16 protein-coding genes are annotated in these 15,692 nt (G+C 62.8%); 5 read left to right on the forward strand and 11 right to left on the reverse strand.

The window, feature by feature from the left end; genetic code table 11:
• Window position 1: 1 nt before the first annotated feature.
• The 4 genes from AC1L34_RS08315 to AC1L34_RS08330 form a co-directional block, all read right to left on the reverse strand.
• Window positions 2-832: a carbohydrate ABC transporter permease gene (locus AC1L34_RS08315; RefSeq protein ID WP_424295994.1), complete on the reverse strand. Its 831-nt coding sequence runs from the start codon at window positions 830-832 to the stop codon at window positions 2-4.
• Window positions 833-838: 6 nt separating this feature from the next.
• Window positions 839-2,200, reverse strand: a complete 1,362-nt coding sequence (locus AC1L34_RS08320) for a carbohydrate ABC transporter permease (protein WP_424325622.1) — start codon at window positions 2,198-2,200, stop codon at window positions 839-841.
• Window positions 2,197-3,591, reverse strand: coding sequence for an extracellular solute-binding protein (locus AC1L34_RS08325; protein WP_424295992.1), 1,395 nt, complete (start codon window positions 3,589-3,591; stop codon window positions 2,197-2,199). The genes AC1L34_RS08320 and AC1L34_RS08325 overlap by 4 nt, the downstream gene beginning before the upstream one ends.
• A gap of 239 nt (window positions 3,592-3,830) precedes the next feature.
• Window positions 3,831-4,310 carry a YflT domain-containing protein gene (locus AC1L34_RS08330; RefSeq protein ID WP_424295990.1) on the reverse strand — a complete coding sequence of 160 codons (480 nt, stop codon included), beginning with the start codon at window positions 4,308-4,310 and terminating at the stop codon, window positions 3,831-3,833.
• A gap of 38 nt (window positions 4,311-4,348) precedes the next feature.
• On the opposite strand from AC1L34_RS08330, the gene AC1L34_RS08335 reads away from it, so the two are divergent.
• The 4 genes from AC1L34_RS08335 to AC1L34_RS08350 all read left to right on the forward strand — a co-directional run bounded on the left by AC1L34_RS08335 (window position 4,349) and on the right by AC1L34_RS08350 (window position 8,586).
• Window positions 4,349-5,629, forward strand: a complete 1,281-nt coding sequence (locus AC1L34_RS08335; RefSeq protein ID WP_424295988.1) for a magnesium transporter MgtE N-terminal domain-containing protein — start codon at window positions 4,349-4,351, stop codon at window positions 5,627-5,629.
• Window positions 5,626-6,132 carry a DUF1003 domain-containing protein gene (locus AC1L34_RS08340; protein ID WP_424295986.1) on the forward strand — a complete coding sequence of 169 codons (507 nt, stop codon included), beginning with the start codon at window positions 5,626-5,628 and terminating at the stop codon, window positions 6,130-6,132. The genes AC1L34_RS08335 and AC1L34_RS08340 overlap by 4 nt, the downstream gene beginning before the upstream one ends.
• Before the next feature lie 113 nt (window positions 6,133-6,245).
• A complete protein-coding gene (locus AC1L34_RS08345) occupies window positions 6,246-7,373 on the forward strand; it encodes a lytic transglycosylase domain-containing protein (RefSeq protein WP_424295985.1) in 1,128 nt (375 codons plus the stop codon).
• Between the two features lie 124 nt (window positions 7,374-7,497).
• Window positions 7,498-8,586, forward strand: a complete 1,089-nt coding sequence (locus AC1L34_RS08350) for an Mrp/NBP35 family ATP-binding protein (protein ID WP_480035325.1) — start codon at window positions 7,498-7,500, stop codon at window positions 8,584-8,586.
• Between the two features lie 186 nt (window positions 8,587-8,772).
• On the opposite strand, the gene tatB is transcribed toward AC1L34_RS08350, so the two are convergent.
• The 4 genes from tatB to sigE all read right to left on the reverse strand — a co-directional run bounded on the left by tatB (window position 8,773) and on the right by sigE (window position 11,886).
• The gene (tatB, locus tag AC1L34_RS08355) at window positions 8,773-9,213 is read right to left on the reverse strand and encodes a Sec-independent protein translocase protein TatB (protein ID WP_424295982.1); all 441 of its coding nucleotides are present in this window, start codon (window positions 9,211-9,213) and stop codon (window positions 8,773-8,775) included.
• 93 nt (window positions 9,214-9,306) lie between these two features.
• Window positions 9,307-10,767, reverse strand: coding sequence for a S1C family serine protease (locus tag AC1L34_RS08360; protein ID WP_424295981.1), 1,461 nt, complete (start codon window positions 10,765-10,767; stop codon window positions 9,307-9,309).
• A gap of 3 nt (window positions 10,768-10,770) precedes the next feature.
• On the reverse strand, window positions 10,771-11,139 hold the full coding sequence (locus tag AC1L34_RS08365) for a zf-HC2 domain-containing protein (protein WP_424324958.1): 369 nt from the start codon (window positions 11,137-11,139) through the stop codon (window positions 10,771-10,773).
• 108 nt (window positions 11,140-11,247) lie between these two features.
• On the reverse strand, window positions 11,248-11,886 hold the full coding sequence (sigE, locus tag AC1L34_RS08370) for an RNA polymerase sigma factor SigE (RefSeq protein WP_424295978.1): 639 nt from the start codon (window positions 11,884-11,886) through the stop codon (window positions 11,248-11,250).
• Between the two features lie 238 nt (window positions 11,887-12,124).
• Here sigE and AC1L34_RS08375 point away from each other — a divergent pair, with 238 nt between their 5' ends.
• On the forward strand, window positions 12,125-12,766 hold the full coding sequence (locus AC1L34_RS08375; RefSeq protein ID WP_424323860.1) for an O-methyltransferase: 642 nt from the start codon (window positions 12,125-12,127) through the stop codon (window positions 12,764-12,766).
• A gap of 3 nt (window positions 12,767-12,769) precedes the next feature.
• Here the strand turns inward: AC1L34_RS08375 and manB are convergent, their stop codons facing one another.
• Genes manB through rfbD form a run of 3 tightly spaced genes read right to left on the reverse strand, consistent with a single transcriptional unit; the run spans window position 12,770 to window position 15,663 of the window.
• On the reverse strand, window positions 12,770-13,843 hold the full coding sequence (gene manB, locus AC1L34_RS08380) for a mannose-1-phosphate guanylyltransferase (protein ID WP_424295975.1): 1,074 nt from the start codon (window positions 13,841-13,843) through the stop codon (window positions 12,770-12,772).
• Window positions 13,840-14,736 (reverse strand): glycosyltransferase family 2 protein, encoded by an 897-nt coding sequence (locus AC1L34_RS08385; protein WP_424323858.1) that lies wholly within the window; start codon window positions 14,734-14,736, stop codon window positions 13,840-13,842. Before AC1L34_RS08385 ends, manB begins: the two co-directional genes overlap by 4 nt.
• 9 nt (window positions 14,737-14,745) lie before the next feature.
• The gene (gene rfbD / locus AC1L34_RS08390; RefSeq protein ID WP_480035274.1) at window positions 14,746-15,663 is read right to left on the reverse strand and encodes a dTDP-4-dehydrorhamnose reductase; all 918 of its coding nucleotides are present in this window, start codon (window positions 15,661-15,663) and stop codon (window positions 14,746-14,748) included.
• Between the last annotated feature and the right edge of the window lie 29 nt (window positions 15,664-15,692).

A 15,692-nucleotide genomic window follows, 5' to 3' on the forward strand; every position in this document is an offset into this window, starting at 1 on the left:
GTTATCCCTTCACCGCGCCGGAGGTGAGCCCGGCGACGATACGACGTTGGAAGAAGAGCACGAAGATGATGATCGGAATGGTGATGACGACGGCGGCGGCCGCGATAGCACCGGTTGGTTCCTCAAACTGAGAGCTACCGGTGAACTGCGAGATCGCCACGGGGGCGGTCATCGCATTCTCCGTCGAGGTCAGAGACAAGGCGAGCAGCAGGTCGTTCCAGGCGAAAATAAAGACCAGAATTGCTGCGGTGACCACACCGGGCGCAGCCAGCGGCACGATAACGCGACGGAAGGCTTGCACGGGTGAAGCACCGTCCATTTGCGCCGCTTTCTCCAGGTCCCACGGGATCTCGCGGAAAAATGCCGACAACGTGTAGATCGCCAGCGGCAATGCGAACGCAATGTACGGCAGGATCAGGCCCAACCACGTATCGAATAGGCCGAGGCGTCGCTCGATGTTGAACAGCGGTGTCACCAGTGAAATCTGCGGGAACATCGCGATCAGCAGGGCAGCACCGACCAGCAGCTTTTTGCCGCGAAATTCCAGGCGGGCAATAGCGTAAGCCGCCATGGTTCCCAAGATCACGGCGATGACGGTGGTGATGAGACCAATACCGATCGAGTTGATAAGCGCCGACGTGAACATATTGGTGTCGAAGATGCCCTTGTAGTTATCAAGGGTCCATTGCTTCGGAATGAAGTTGCCATCGGTAACACTGCCGGTCGGTTTAAAAGACAGGCTAATAATCCACCAGAGCGGAATGATCGCGTAGAGCACCACCAAAACATTGGCGATGGTCCAACCAACTTTGCGGCGAGAGTTTGCAGCCATGAGTGGTTACCTCCCCTCGTCGTCGGAACCGGGAGCGGCCGCGCCGAATCCCTTAATGAACAAGAACGCGATGATCGCCACGCAAATGAAGATCAAGATGCTGATCGCCGAACCAACGCCCAAGTTGAACGCCTTGAACAGGTTGTCGTAACCGAGCATCGACACCGACCCGGTTCCGTTCGACCCCGCGGTCAGCACGTAGATGTTGTCGAAGATGCGGAAAGCGTCAAGCGTGCGGAACAGCAAAGCCACCAGGATTGCGGGCTTCATCAGCGGCAAAATCACACGGAACAGTCGCGTCCATGGCCCCGCACCGTCGAGTTGTGCGGCCTTCAGGAGGTCGTCCGGGACCAGGGCCAGGCCCGCAAGGAGCAGCAGTGCCATGAACGGCGTTGTCTTCCAGACCTCGGCCAAGATGATGATCAACAGCGACGGCCACTGCTGGGTGAGCGGTGCCAACCCGTCGGGCAGCAGATTCGCGAGGTAACCGGTACCCGGCGTCCAGGCGTAGTACCAGGAGAAAGCCGCCGCGACAGTGACGATGCCGTACGGAATCAGCACGACCGTTCGGATCGTTCCGCGGCCAAAAATCGTGCGGTGCATGACCAAGGCAATGGCCATACCGAGCGCCAACTCGATGGCAACCGACACGACGGTGATAAACAGGGTGACGCCGAGCGCCGACCACCAGTAGCCGTCAGAAAGCACGGTTCCGTAGTTCGAGAGTCCGACGAACTTCTGCTCGCCGGGCGCGCTCAGCGTCGCATTGTTCAACGACAGCCAGAACGCGTAAATGATCGGGTAGCCGGTCACCAGCGCCATGACGATCGCGGCGGGGGCGATCAACCAATACGCAAGCTTCCGTTCGGAAGACTTGCGTCCCGATGCTTTTGCCTTGCCCGACTTTGGCACCGGCAGAGCAGGCGCCGGGCCGGTGTCGAGGATGTCCGACATGGAACCTCCATTCGTTGCAAGCCCGGCCGACGCCGCGCCGACTGCCACCGGTTCAGCTACTGGTGGTCGTGACACTTGCCTGATTGGTTCGGTCAACTGCTCCCGACTGGGCGCAGGTGACTGGATAGGAACGGTTTCCGGATGGTCAGCCTCCGGATAAAACGCCGGGGGTTCGTTGACCGGCGGTTCGACCGCTGGCGAACTTTCCGGGGCCTGCCAGACGTCCGAGTGGACGGACGGACTCGGGTCCGAAACAGTACCCGGTGCTGGCGTCGGAACCTCAGTGTCCTCGGCGCGGGCATGCTTGCCCGGCGATGGATCCGGGGCGGGCTGACTTGGCGTCAGACCGTAGTGGTCGCCACCGGGGGTTTCCGGATCGTCTGCTGCATCCCCGCCCGGGGTGTCGCCGGTCACGGGATAATTCCTTCACCGTCGATAGCCCGCTGGACCTGCTCGGCCAACTTGTCGACCATCGTCTCCGGATCCCATTCGCCGACAGGTGCCAGCGTGGCGGTCACCAGCGTCGAAATCGCCTGATACTGCGGGGACGCCGGGCGCGGCGCGGCCGCATCAGCTTCGAGTTGGTCGCGGATCACATTGCCCATCGGATAGGCCAGCTTGAAGTCGGGGTCGTCGTACAGTGACGCGATTGTCGGCGGCGTGCCACCGGAAATTGCGTACACCTTCTGCGCTTGCTCGCTGGTCATGCACTTGGCTGCTTCGATCGCCAACTCCGGCTGCTGCGAGGTGGTCGCCACACCAATGTTCAATCCGCCAAGGGTCGACTTGGCCGGCTTGTCGGGGAAGATGCCCGGGTAGCGGCTGAAGTTGAAGCGGGCGCGCATTTTCTTGTTGATCGGCGCCAGTTGGGCATCGGTTGGTGGGTTGTCTTCGTTCGTCAACAGATCCGCGTACGGCGCGAGGGTGTCCTTCAGGAAGGCCACATCGCCGGTTGCGCCGTTGGTCCGGGCCGACGCCCACACGAACGGCCAGTTGATCTCGAAGGCTGCCTTGCCTTCTTCCATTCCAAGACGAGCCGTACCTTCGTCGGACTGCGTGACGGACGGATCCTGCCCCGGAGCCTTCGCCACCGCCTTCATGACTTGAAGCGCCTTCAACGTCGCCGCCCGGTGTTCGGGGGTGTCGTTCAGAGTGACCTTCGATGCGTCGTCGGGGTCGAGCACTGAACCGCCAGCACTCGCGAGCAACGAGTTAAACCACACCATCAGGCCCTCGTACTGCTTGGCCTGCACCATGATCCAGCTCGGGCCACCGGCCTTTGCGATGGCCGCGGTATCGCTCAGGACTTCGTCCCACGTCGTCGGGGGCTTACGAGTGCCGATCGTCTTTTTCATCATGTCCGGGCGCGACCACAGCAGCTGGGTGTTGGTCCAGATCGGCATGGCGTACATGCGCTTGGCGGCATCGTCGGGTCGCTGCCACATTGCGGTTGCCACCGGGCCGGCGAGATTCGTCTGGTCAATCCCGGCTGCAATGTCGTCCGGAATCGGAACGAGCCAACCAGCATTCGCGAACTCGGCCGTCCACACCACATCCATGCCCATGAGGTCGAGCGTGCGGTCGTTGCCCGCCAATCGACGAGCCAACTGCAGTCGTTGGTCGTCGGCACCCTTCGGGAGGACGTTGGCTTTCAAGGTGTACTTGCCGCCCGACTCGTTGCTGCAGGTCTCGGCGAACTGCTTAATGAAATCGAAGCCGTCGGTCGGGGCGTAAATGTTGAGCACGCCCTTTTCGTAGCCCGTCGAGCAGGCCGCAAATAGGGGCACTGCGACCGCGGCCGCCATCGCTGCGGCCGTAACCCGCCTGACCAGTGACCGCCCCTGCCAAAGTGGTGATTTGCCTACGCGTTTACGTGGCGCGGAATAACCCTTGCTCATCTCGCTGCCAGCCTCCTGCCGTTCACCCACGTCTAAGAACCAGCTGTGAAAGCTGATGCGTCGCTTAGGTTATCCCACGACTGGGTGACACAGCGCACAGCTTCAAAGAATGCGTGTTGCGCGTGACTCAGAGGCGACGAACGCCCCTACTGAATGGCGAGGCGAGCGAGCATGTCGCGCGCCTGTTCCGCCGACCGCGGATCACAAAGAACGTCGTAGCGGCCCGCGACCAATTGCATCGTCGAGGTGAAATCACGCTGGCCGCGGGTCGCGGCATACGGGATGCTGGCGCTAACGAGCCCAAACACCATGCCTGCGATGACACCGAACAGGATGGGGGTCCATGTGGTTCCGACCACCAACGACACCAGCGCACCGAAGAAGAGGCCAAGCCAGGCACCCGAGCCGATACCGCCGGCGATCACCTTGCCCCAGGTGAGCCGACCCAGGACCTTCTCAACCTGCATCAGGTCAACGCCGACGATTGTCAGGTCTTCCACTTTGAACTGGTTATCGGAAAGGTGGTCGACTGCGCGCTGCGCCTGCGCGTAAGTGTCGTACGAGCCAACCGGCCACCCTTTGGGAGGTGTCGGCATGCCCGGCATTGGTCGCATTGGGTTCGTCACTTCTGCTCCTGAGGTCTGTTCGCTTTAGGCTTGGGGGCATGACGCCCGCCCTCAAGGTCTATGTGGCCAGACTAGTCGGACTTGCCGTGCTTGGGCCCGACGGCGAATCGATTGGCCGTGTCCGCGACGTCGTCATCTCGATGCCCATGCCCGGAAAGCAGCCGCGAGCCCTCGGCCTCGCCGTCGAGTTGACCACCCGCCGTCGGATCTTCGTCCCCATGCTGCGTGTGACACGCATTGAGCCCGACGCTGTCACCCTCACCACCGGACACGTCAACCTACGCCGTATCAGCCTGCGCCCCAACGAAGCCCTCGCCGTCGGCCAGATCCTCGACACGCAGGTCCGGACCGACGACCCGGACTGCGTTGAATTACACAACACCGACCTCGTCGTGGTGGACCTCGCCATCGAGCAGAACCGCAGTCGCGACTGGATGGTCAGCCGGGTTGCCCTCCGAACCACCCGCAAGGGCCTGCGGCGACGGGGCGAAACCGTCGTCGTGGAATGGCGTCACGTGCTCGGCCTCAACCACTTGGAATTGGCGCGGTCAGGTCAAGGAGTCGAGATGGCGCTCGCCCAGTTCGAGGACATGCGTGCCCCCGACGTCGCGAACGCCCTGCGCGAGCTGCCGATAAAGCGGCGCGACGAGATCGCCGCCGCCATGCACAATGAGCGGCTCGCCGACGTTCTGCAGGAAATGCCGACGGACGACCAAACCGCCATCCTCGGCAGCATGGATCCCGAGCGTGCCGCCGACGTCCTCGAGGCCATGGATCCCGACGACGTCGCCGACCTCATGGGCGAACTGCCCCAAGCTGAGGCCGAGGCATTTCTGGCTCGCATGGATCCCGAAGATTCCGAGTCGGTCCGACGCCTGCTCATGCACTCCCCCGATACCGCTGGCGGTGTCATGACGCCCGAACCCGTGATTGTGACCGCGAATGCCACGGTTTCCGAGGCCCTCGCTCGACTCCGCGACCCCGACATCAATTCGGCTGCGGCGAGCATGGTGTTCGTGGTGCGCCCACCGACAAATACGCCAACCGGCAAGTTTCTCGGCGCCGTCCACATCCAAGCGCTTTTGCGGGAGCCGCCCGCCAACTTGGTGGGTGGCATCCTTGACAAAGAAATGCCGCGGCTGCATCCCGACGATTCCCTTGAGGTAATGACGCGGTTCTTCGCCACCTACAATCTGGTGTGCGCGCCCGTCATCGACGACGCCAAGCATTTGCTTGGTGCAGTCGTTGTTGACGACCTCCTTGATGCCCTACTTCCTCGCGACTGGCGTGAGACCGACCCGGAAGGCAACGCTGTATGAGCCCAGCCGGCCGACACCTAGATACGCCCAGCTCGCGCCGCGGCCTCAACTTCAACCTCGACTCCGACGTTATCGGTGTCTATAGCGAACGCATCGCCCGTTTCCTCGGAACCGGCCGGTACCTGGCTATCCAAACCGTGCTCGTCGTGGTGTGGATCTTCCTCAACGTTGGCATTTTTGCTTTTGAATGGGATCCCTACCCGTTCATTTTGTTGAACCTCGCGTTCTCGACCCAGGCCGCCTACGCCGCACCACTGATCTTGCTGGCGCAGAATCGTCAGGAGAATCGCGACCGCGTCTCCCTTGAGGAAGACCGTGCACGTGCAGCCCAGACCAAAGATGACACCGAGTTCTTGGCGCGCGAACTAGCAGCTGTCCGGATTGCCGTGGGCGATACGGTCACACGCGACTACCTTCGTCACGAACTTGAGGATCTGGTAGACGAACTCGCCAAACGGCTCGCTGCTGCGCCTGGAAAATCCCAAGATACAGATCCAACATGACCGAAGGAATCGTGCCATGTATGCTGGCTCACAGTCACCCGGGGGGATGATCGCAAAGTCTCCCTGCAATTTGTCGGACCGACACGCGAGTTAAGTAGAGAAGGCTTATGGGGATGTCTTTCTGGCGGAATCACCCGAATCGGGTTCACATTCCGCGCCACGGCATGGCCGTCGGAACGACCGCCGTGGCTTTGGGGGCACTCGTACTTGGTGGCGCCGCTTCGAGCGTGGCTCCTGAACCGTCATCGACTACCGCATCCGGCCAAGCTGCCGTCGCCCTGAGCGGCGATCACACTTCGGTCATCGCCGCCGACCAACAGACCGTCCCGACGCGCAGCACCCCCCTCATTGGTTTTGCTCCACCCGCCGATCCCGCCGTGTCCGGCGATGACGCTGCCCAATTCCGGCTCGCAGCCAACCTGCCGCCCGGCCCGCTCGGCATTCCCGGCATGGTCTTGAAGGCCTACAAGCTAGCGGCAACACGCGTGGCGGCCGAGACTCCCCAGTGCAAGCTCCCCTGGTTCCTGCTCGCAGGCATTGGCCGTATCGAATCCGGGCACGCTGGCAACGGCAACGTCGATGCATCCGGCAACACTCGCACGGCGATCCGCGGACCGGTGCTGGACGGTTCGCTCGCCGGTAATGCGGTCATCCACGACTCCGACGGCGGCAAACTCGATGGCGACCTCGGCCACGACCGTGCCATGGGTCCGATGCAATTCATTCCGAGCACGTGGGCCTCGTGGGGTTCGGACGGCAACGGCGACGGTCAGGCCAATCCGGACAACATCTTTGACGCCACCTACTCCGCGGGTCGCTACCTGTGTGCGGGTGTCAGCGACATCATGTCGGCCCAAAACCGAGTGAATGCGGTGCTGCGCTATAACCGCTCGGTGGCGTATGCGAACAACGTCCTCGGCTGGGCGGGCGCCTACTCGACCGGTGTCATGCCGACGACCCCGATCCCGGAAATGTCGAACGCACCGGCTGATGACAAACCGGACAAGAACAAGACGAAGAAGAAGGACGAGGCCGACAGGACCAAGCCGTCGACCCCGAAGTCCACTGCGCCGTCAACGCCAAAGACTTCCAAGCCTGCACCGAAGCCGCCGCAGAATTGCCTCGGCGTCATTTGCTTGCCTCCGGGAGTTGGTCCGGCACCGGCCCCGACCCCCAAGCCGCAGCCGACTCAGCCAAAGCCTAAGCAGCAGGCGCCGACCGCCAAACCGACTGCACGCTAGTCGTTGTCGCGGCTCGAACGGCTAAGCCGATCGGCCGGGACTGTCGTCGCAAGGATATGGTGGAGGCGTGAGCACCGTCGCCAGTCCCACTGAATCCGCTGTCCGCTCCGCGTTGAGCAAGGTTATGGACCCGGAGATCGGGAAACCGATCACCGACCTCGGCATGGTGAAATCCGTTGCCGTCGCCGATAACGGCAGCGTTGACGTCGGCATCTATTTGACGACCGCCGGTTGCCCGATGAAAACCAAGATCTCCGAGAGTGTGGAGAACGCGGTCGCCGATGTTCCCGGTGTCGGCACCGTGCGCGTCGAACTCGACGTCATGAACGACGAACAGCGCACCGAACTCCGCAAGAGCCTCCGCGGCGATCGAGCGGAGCCGGAAATCCCGTTCGCCAAGCCCGGCAACCTAACTCGCGTGTACGCAATTGCCTCGGGCAAGGGCGGGGTCGGCAAATCGAGCGTCACCGTCAACCTCGCTGCGGCCCTCGCCGCCCGCGGTCTGTCGGTCGGCGTGTTGGACGCCGACATTTACGGTCACAGCATTCCTCGCATGCTCGGCAGCGACGCGAAGCCGACCCAAGTTGAGTCGATGATCATGCCGCCGCAGAACCACGGCGTGAAGTTCATTTCGATCGGCCAGTTCACCGACGGGAACACCCCGGTCACGTGGCGCGGCCCCATGCTGCACCGAGCGCTGCAACAGTTCTTGGCGGATGTCTACTGGGGCGATTTGGATGTCCTCCTCCTAGACCTCCCGCCCGGCACCGGTGACGTCGCAATCTCGATCGCACAGCTGATTCCCGGTGCGGAGATCCTTGTTGTCACGACGCCCCAGCAGGCTGCAGCAGAGGTGGCAGAGCGTGCCGGTGCGATTGCGTTGCAGACACGCCAGAAGATCCTCGGCGTCGTCGAGAATATGTCGTGGATGGACCTGCCCGACGGCACCCGGATGGAGCCTTTCGGTTCCGGCGGCGGGCAACTCGTCGCCGACCGGTTGACGCGTGCAGTCGGCGCGACCGTCGAACTTCTGGGTCAGGTTCCGTTGGAGCAGGACCTGCGTGAAGGTGGCGACGCTGGCACTCCCGTCGTGCTGTCTGGCCCGGAAACGGGTTCCGGCGCGGCACTGTTGAAGATTGCCGATAAGCTCGCTGTCCGCCGCCGCGGCCTAGCGGGAATGAACCTCGGCATCGACACCACCCGCCACCAGTAGGCCCCGAATCCTGCCGCCCGCTCGGTCGGCCCCGGATTTCCCCCATTTCTGTCACATTTGACGACCGCAGACCGACCAGACCATCACCGGAAGCCTCAATCGGTGATGGTTTGGTCGTTTCGTGACGGAAAAGGGCCGGGCCGGAGGCCCAAAGGATTGCGGAAAAGCCGGGCGCGGGGCGCGGGGCTAGGTGGCGTCCCAGTCGGTGACGTCGTTGGCTCGGGGGGCCTTGGGCTCCTCCGGCGAAGTCGACGAGGTCGGCGGGGTCGGGGCAACTGGGCTGTCCCGGTTCGTCAACGACGATTTACCGAGGTCCAAGGTATCGCGAACGTTCTTCGTCATACCGTCAATCGCCGACGAGTCCCCGTCGAACAAGTGCTTGGTGACCACCGACTTCGGGGTCATCTGTCGCAGTTCGTTGAGTTGGCTCAGCGGCTCACGGATCTGGTCGAACTCCGGGCCCAATTCATCGCGCAGTTGCGAACTCGCCCCCGTGGCGTAGTCGCGGGCCTTGCGAATGGAACCCATTACCCACGACACTGCACCCGGCAGCCGCTCGGGACCAAGGATGATCAGCGCAGCAAGCAACAGGATGAGCAACTCGCCCCAACCCACACTGGCAAACATGATTCCTCGTCAATCTCGCAGCAACAACGTCAATCTCGTAGCAACAGCCCCACGGCGACGCCCTCGACGAACACCTGCGGGAAGCGCCGTTCGCTAGTCGCTGACCGGCGTCATCTCGCCATCGAAGTACCGGCCGTCACGCCAATAGGTGAACTTAACCTTCTCACCAATCTTTGACGTCCGCACCGCGACCGTCAACTCGTCGGCACCCTCAATTTGATGGCCGTTGAACTTGGTGATCACGTCCCCCTCGCGAACACCGGCCGCAGCAGCCGGGCTACCGGCAGCCACGTCCTTGACGTTCGCGCCGAAAACCCGGTCGTTACGGACCGTCGCGGCCGAGATACCAATCGCCGGATGCTTGACCTTGCCATCCTTGATCAGGGCGTTCACGATCGGAATGACTTCATTGACCGGGATGGCGAAACCGAGTCCGATCGAACCACCAGCAGTCATCGCGCCCGCAGTGTTGACGCCGACAACCTGGCCATCATCGTTGAGGAGCGGACCGCCGGAGTTACCGGGGTTGATCGACGCATCCGTCTGGATGGCATTAATCACAGCATCGGTATCAGAGTCGGCGTCGGGTCGCAATGGCACTGCGCGGCCCAAGGCGCTGACAATTCCGCTCGTCACCGTCTTGTCCAGGCCCAGTGGCGAACCAAACGCGATGACTTCCTGGCCGATTTGCAGCTTGTCGGAATCACCGAGCTTTGACACGGTCAAGCCCGCAACATCGTCGACCTTAATAACCGCGAGATCGGTCTTAATGTCGCGGCCGACCAGTCGCGCTGGAACTCGCTGCCGATCCGAGAAGACCACCTCGAGCTTGGCCTTCGAGTCGTTCGCCGCCTTCGAGATCACGTGGTTATTAGTGACAATGTAGCCGCGCTTGTCCACGATGAATCCGGAACCAGAGCCACCGTCGACTGCCGTCCGAACTTCAATCGTCACAACCGAATTCTGGACGGCCTTCGCGACCCGAGCCACATTGGTGCTCGCGCTATCGGAATTGGGGGCTTCGCCTTCCAACTGGACGCTATTGGCATGCAGCGGTGACACCACCTCGGCGGTCCACCGTCCGATGAGACCACCGAAGAGGCCGATCAACAGGGTCAACAGGCCGAGGGTCGCCAACGCCCACCAGTGGACACGCCCACCGAAGAGGAGTTCGCGGATCCCAAGTTTGGGGCCCTCGCTGACCGCAGTTACCGCATCCTCGGCGACGGCCGGGGCAGACAGCCTTGCCGCACTGTCCGGGTCGCGCCACGGGTCGGGTTCCACCTCGGGTTCGACGTCGGGCTGAGCATAAGGGTCGCGTTGGAGCGTGTCGGTTTCGCCGTCGGGACGACTGAAAGCCTCGGCGAGCACCGGGTCGGGCGGTGCGATCTCCGGCTGCGGGCCACGCACGGGCGTGGCATCGGAGGCAAAAGAGCCGCGGACACCGTCGGGCCGACCAAATGTGGCGGCCACTTCCGAGGGCACGGAAACTTCCGGACGAACAGGGGCATCGGGACGCGTAGCAAGGTCAGAAGATACAGAACTGTCGGTCACGAGTCAGCGGCCCCAGCGGTTAGTGCGACGATCACGACGCAGGTCGATTTGTTGCGTCGGAATTTGGCTCAACTGAGCCCGCAGCGACTCCGGTGCATTGACTTTGCCTTGGCAACCTTGCAGGATCTTGCGGGCCCGAGCCTGCGCGGTGACCTCGCGTGAACAGTCGGGGCACAGTGCCAGGTGGGCGTCTGCGCGCGACGAGGCGGAAGCCGTGAGTTCGTTATCAACGTAGGCAACGACGGCTTCCGGATTCAAGTGTTCCGTCGAGCCGAATCCCACCGGCGCTCGGTAGTCGGGCAACGGGGTAGGGATCGCCTGCGATGGCAGCCACCGGCTCCCCCGGGAACGGCCTTGCTGTCCTAGGCCCACGGGCGTCACCCCTTTCGTTGCAGTACGTCCTACGTCTAGCTCACATTATCGCAACTGCCGAGGGTAGCCGAAGATGCGCTGCACCGACGCCGGTGTGCGTGGCGGTGTTTAGTCCGCCATGGAAACGGAACGACTGTCCGTGTAGCCCCGGTTGACGAGGAACTCACGAATCCCTTGGCGCCCGCGATGGATTCGGCTGCGAACCGTGCCCATTTTGACTCCGAGGGTGGCACCAACTTCCTCGTACGACAGTCCTTCGATGTCGCAGAGAACGACGGCAGCACGAAACTCCGGTGCCAGCGAGTCAAGCGCGGCCTGCAGGTCGGGGTCGAGGTTGGCGTCCGCGAAGGCCTGCTGTGGGTCCGGCGTGGTGGTCGGAATCCGTTCGTAGTCCTGCTCGAGGGCTTCCATGCGGATCTTGCTGCGGCGACGAACCATGTCGAGAAACAGGTTCGTGGTGATGCGGTGCAGCCAGCCTTCAAAAGTGCCGGCCTTGTAGTTTGTCAGCGACCGGAAGACGCGGATAAACGTTTCTTGCGTGAGGTCTTCGGCGTCGTGCTGATTACCGGAGAGACGGAAGGCTAGGCGGTACACCCGGTCGGCGTGTTCAGCGACGAGCTCATCCCACGATGGCATCAGGGTCCGATCGCCGGTGGCGTCGAATCCTGCAGTTCCGCGGAAGGCTCCTGCCGAACTGTCTTGTGCTGCACGCTCTTGTGCCGCTTTGCCAATCTCAGGGACGGTCATTGTTGAAGTGCCAGTTCCTTTCCTCGCGGCGGCATCTTTCACTGGGAGGTTCGTTTCCCGTACAACGCCACCGACGCGATCGATATTCCGGACTACCAGGCTCTACCCTGTCCCATCTGAATGTGGGTGACCTATTACTGGGCTGAGCGTTACCTAAGGATGAAGGCGACGGGCCAGAACCGGCCCATTCGGCGTGCCAGCAGGCCCAGGTCAACTGCACTGTGGCAACCTCGTTGTCATGACTGACACCGCAGGCGCATCCCAATCGATCAGCGACTATGCCGAAGCCGCCATCGTCGAAGATGATGCACTCACGGGTGCCCGAATGCGGGCCGAGGAGTTGGGTGCCGGTGCCATCTCTCCGGCAACGGGTGCGCTGCTGTCATTGTTGGCGCGGGTGGCGGGCTCCAAGCACGTCGTGGAGATCGGCACCGGGGTCGGGGTGAGTGGACTGTGGCTGTTGGCGGGAATGCCCGAAAATGGTGTCTTGACCACGATCGATCCCGAATCTGAGCATCATCGTGCGGCCCGCGAAACGTTCGCAGAAGCACACATCGCACCGGGGCGGACGCGCCTGATTAACGGTGCGCCGACCGATGTCCTGACCCGGTTGGCCGACGAAACTTACGATCTCGTATTTATCGATGGTGCTCCGCTGAGCTATCCGCTTTTCGTCACCGAGGCGATCCGAATTCTTCGGCCCGGTGGCCTCGTCATCGTCAACAACGCCTCCGCTGACGGCACCATCGCCGACCGCAATGCCTCCGATCCGCGCACCCTGGCCGCACGCGAGGCAGCGGTCATCATCGCCGAAGACGACCGACTGCTGCCCGCGGTGATTCCCGTTGGCACCGGCTTGTTGGCAGCAGCAAAAGCCTAAAGGCTAGACGTCGGTCGAGAACCGGATCCCGCTCTCGGGAATCTCAACGCCCGGCCACACTCGAGCACCGCGGAGAAGTTCACAGCGAGCGCCGACGATTGCGCCGTCGCCAATCACGGTGTCACGGATCAAGGCGTTGGCACCGACCTTCGCGTCGAATCCGACGATGCTGCGCTCCACCACGGCCCCGGCCTCCACGGTTGCGCCGTCGAAGATGACGGCACCGTCGAGTCGTGCACGCGCGCCGATCTTGGCACCGCGCCCCACCACGGTCCCGCCGATCAGCACGGCCGAACGGGCAACATCGGCACCGGCAAGAACCAGCGACTCTCCGCACGGCTTGGCGACGGCCGGCGACGGCGCGATACCGCGAACGAGGTCCGCCGAGCCCCGGACAAAGTCCTCGGGAGTACCCATATCGCGCCAGTAGGCAGCGTCCACGTGTGCATGGATGTGTCTGCCTTGAGCCAGCAACGACGGGAACACCTCCCGCTCCACCGACACTGCACGACCGGCCGGAATCTCCCCAATCACGTTGCGATTAAAGACGTAGGTGCCCGCATTGATCTGATTGGTCGGCGGATCCTGCGTCTTTTCGAGGAAGGCTGTAACACGGCCATTGGCGTCGGTCGGAACGCAGCCGAATGCCCGGGGATCGCCGACGCGTACCAAATGCAGCGTCACCTCGGCCTTCGACTCCTCGTGCGTCGCCAGAACATCGCGAATATCGGTGCCACCCAATACGTCTCCGTTGAAAACGAGGACGGTGTCGGCGGTGAGATGGTCGTACACGTTGCGGATACCGCCGCCGGTCCCCAACGGTTCAGTTTCGGTGACATAGGTCAGCTTGAGTCCGAGGGACGAACCATCGCCGTAATGCTCGGCGAAAACTTCCGCCTGGTACGACGTCCCGAGGAGCACATCGGTGATACCGGCCTCGCGGATACGCGAGAGCAGATGCGTCAGAAACGGGGTACCCGCTGTCGGAAGCATCGGCTTCGGGGCCGACAGCGTCAGGGGGCGCAGTCGGGTGCCTTTACCGCCGACGAGGACGAGCGCCTGCACAGAAGAGGTCACGGGGTTTCCTTCCCAAGGTGATGTGCGTGCTTCTGCTCGCGCAGAGCCGCGGCGACGGCGATCTTGGAACGAACGGCCAGCCCGGCGCGCAACGCCAATCGGATGGGGGCGCGCAACGGTCCCGGATTCCGGTCGGCGTTGAAACGGTAGGCGCTGGCATGGTGCGCCGGGATCATTTTCTCCGGATGCTTACTCACCGAATGACTCTTGGCGTGCATCACGCGGGCGCTCGGGACAAACACGTTGAGCCAACCGGACTTGGCGAGACGGTCACCGAGGTCGACGTCTTCCATAAACATGAAGTAGCGGGAATCGAAGCCGCCGATGTTGTCGAAAGCATTGCGGCGCAATAGCAGACACGATCCCGACAGCCATCCGACCGGCCGCTCGACGTCCTCATTCTGATCCTCATTGAGGTAGGCCACAGTCCACGGATTCGACTTCCAGACGGCGCCAAGAAGAGCGTGCCCGGTTCCGGAAACCAGGTCGGGGACGCGGCGAGCAGACGGATAGATTGAGCCGTCCGGTTCGGTGATCAGTGGCCCGAGGCTCGCCGCCCGCGGCCAGCGTTCAGCTGCTGCGAGCAGTTCATCAATACTGCCGGGCGACCACTCAATGTCGGGGTTGGCCACCAGCACAAACTCGATGTCCGGATCGATTTCAACCACGCCACGATTAACGGCACCGCCGTACCCAATGTTGCCGCCGGTATGTACCAGCGTCACGTTGTCGTAGTCGGCTGCCGCCTGCTCCGGCGCACCATCCGTCGACCCATTGTCGGCAATGATGACCTGAGGCGTTGAGGTCGATGCCGCGGTGAGGGTGCGGAGAAAATTACGCAGGTAGTCACCCGATGAATACGTCACGGTTACGACGGCGAAGCTGACAGTCACCGGCTCAGACTATCCGAGCGAGTTACCGTCCCCCGACCTGGCGGTCATCGCTTCGCCGAGGGCCGCACGCCAATCACGCAACGGCGCAAGCCCGGCACCGACCCAACTCTTTGCCGAAAGCACCGAATACGACGGTCGCGGCGCTGGCCGTGGAAACTCCGCGGTAGTGCACGGTTGCACCCGCTCCTGTTGCGCCCCAAGATTGTCGAACACTGCCCGGGCCACGTCCCACCACGTCGCGGAACCCGCATTGGTGGCGTGCACGACCGCACCGCCGCGCAGCGCCGGTTCATTCAGCTGATCGACAAGGTCCCACAGGGCCCGCGCAAGATCGGGCGCATAGGTCGGCGATCCGGTCTGGTCGTCGACGACTCGGATCTGCGGCCGCTCTGCTTCGAGTCGGCACATGGTGGCGACAAAGTCGGCATCTTGACGCCCACCGGTGAAAACCCATGCGGTGCGCACCACGACGGTCGCCGGATCGGCTGCCTGCGCCGCCCGTTCCCCCGCCAGTTTGCTGGCCCCATAAACGGTCTCCGGCACACCGTCGACATCGTCAGGCTCGAACGGCCGAGGCGCACCGTCGTCACCAAGGACGGGATGGGCAAATACGTAGTCGGTAGACAGGTGCACCAGGCGCGCCCCGGACGTACTGGTCACGGCCGCCAGATTCGCTGGCCCGTCCGCATTGACGGCATAGGCCGCAGCCCGGTCGCTTTCGGCGGCGTCGACCGCCGTGTGGGCGGCAGTGTTGATCACGACATCGCCGGCAGAGAGATTGGCGAGCGCACTGCGGGTCGACGTGGGATCGGTGATGTCGATATCCGCAGAGGTCAACGGAATCACCGCACGACCGTCGGAAGTCGCCATCATCGCCGATCCCACCTGCCCGGCAGCACCGATCACATAGATTTGGCTCGCACTCATAACGCACCATCTTGGTCCATCTGGCGGGG

This window comes from Gordonia sp. 34D (assembly GCF_056682775.1).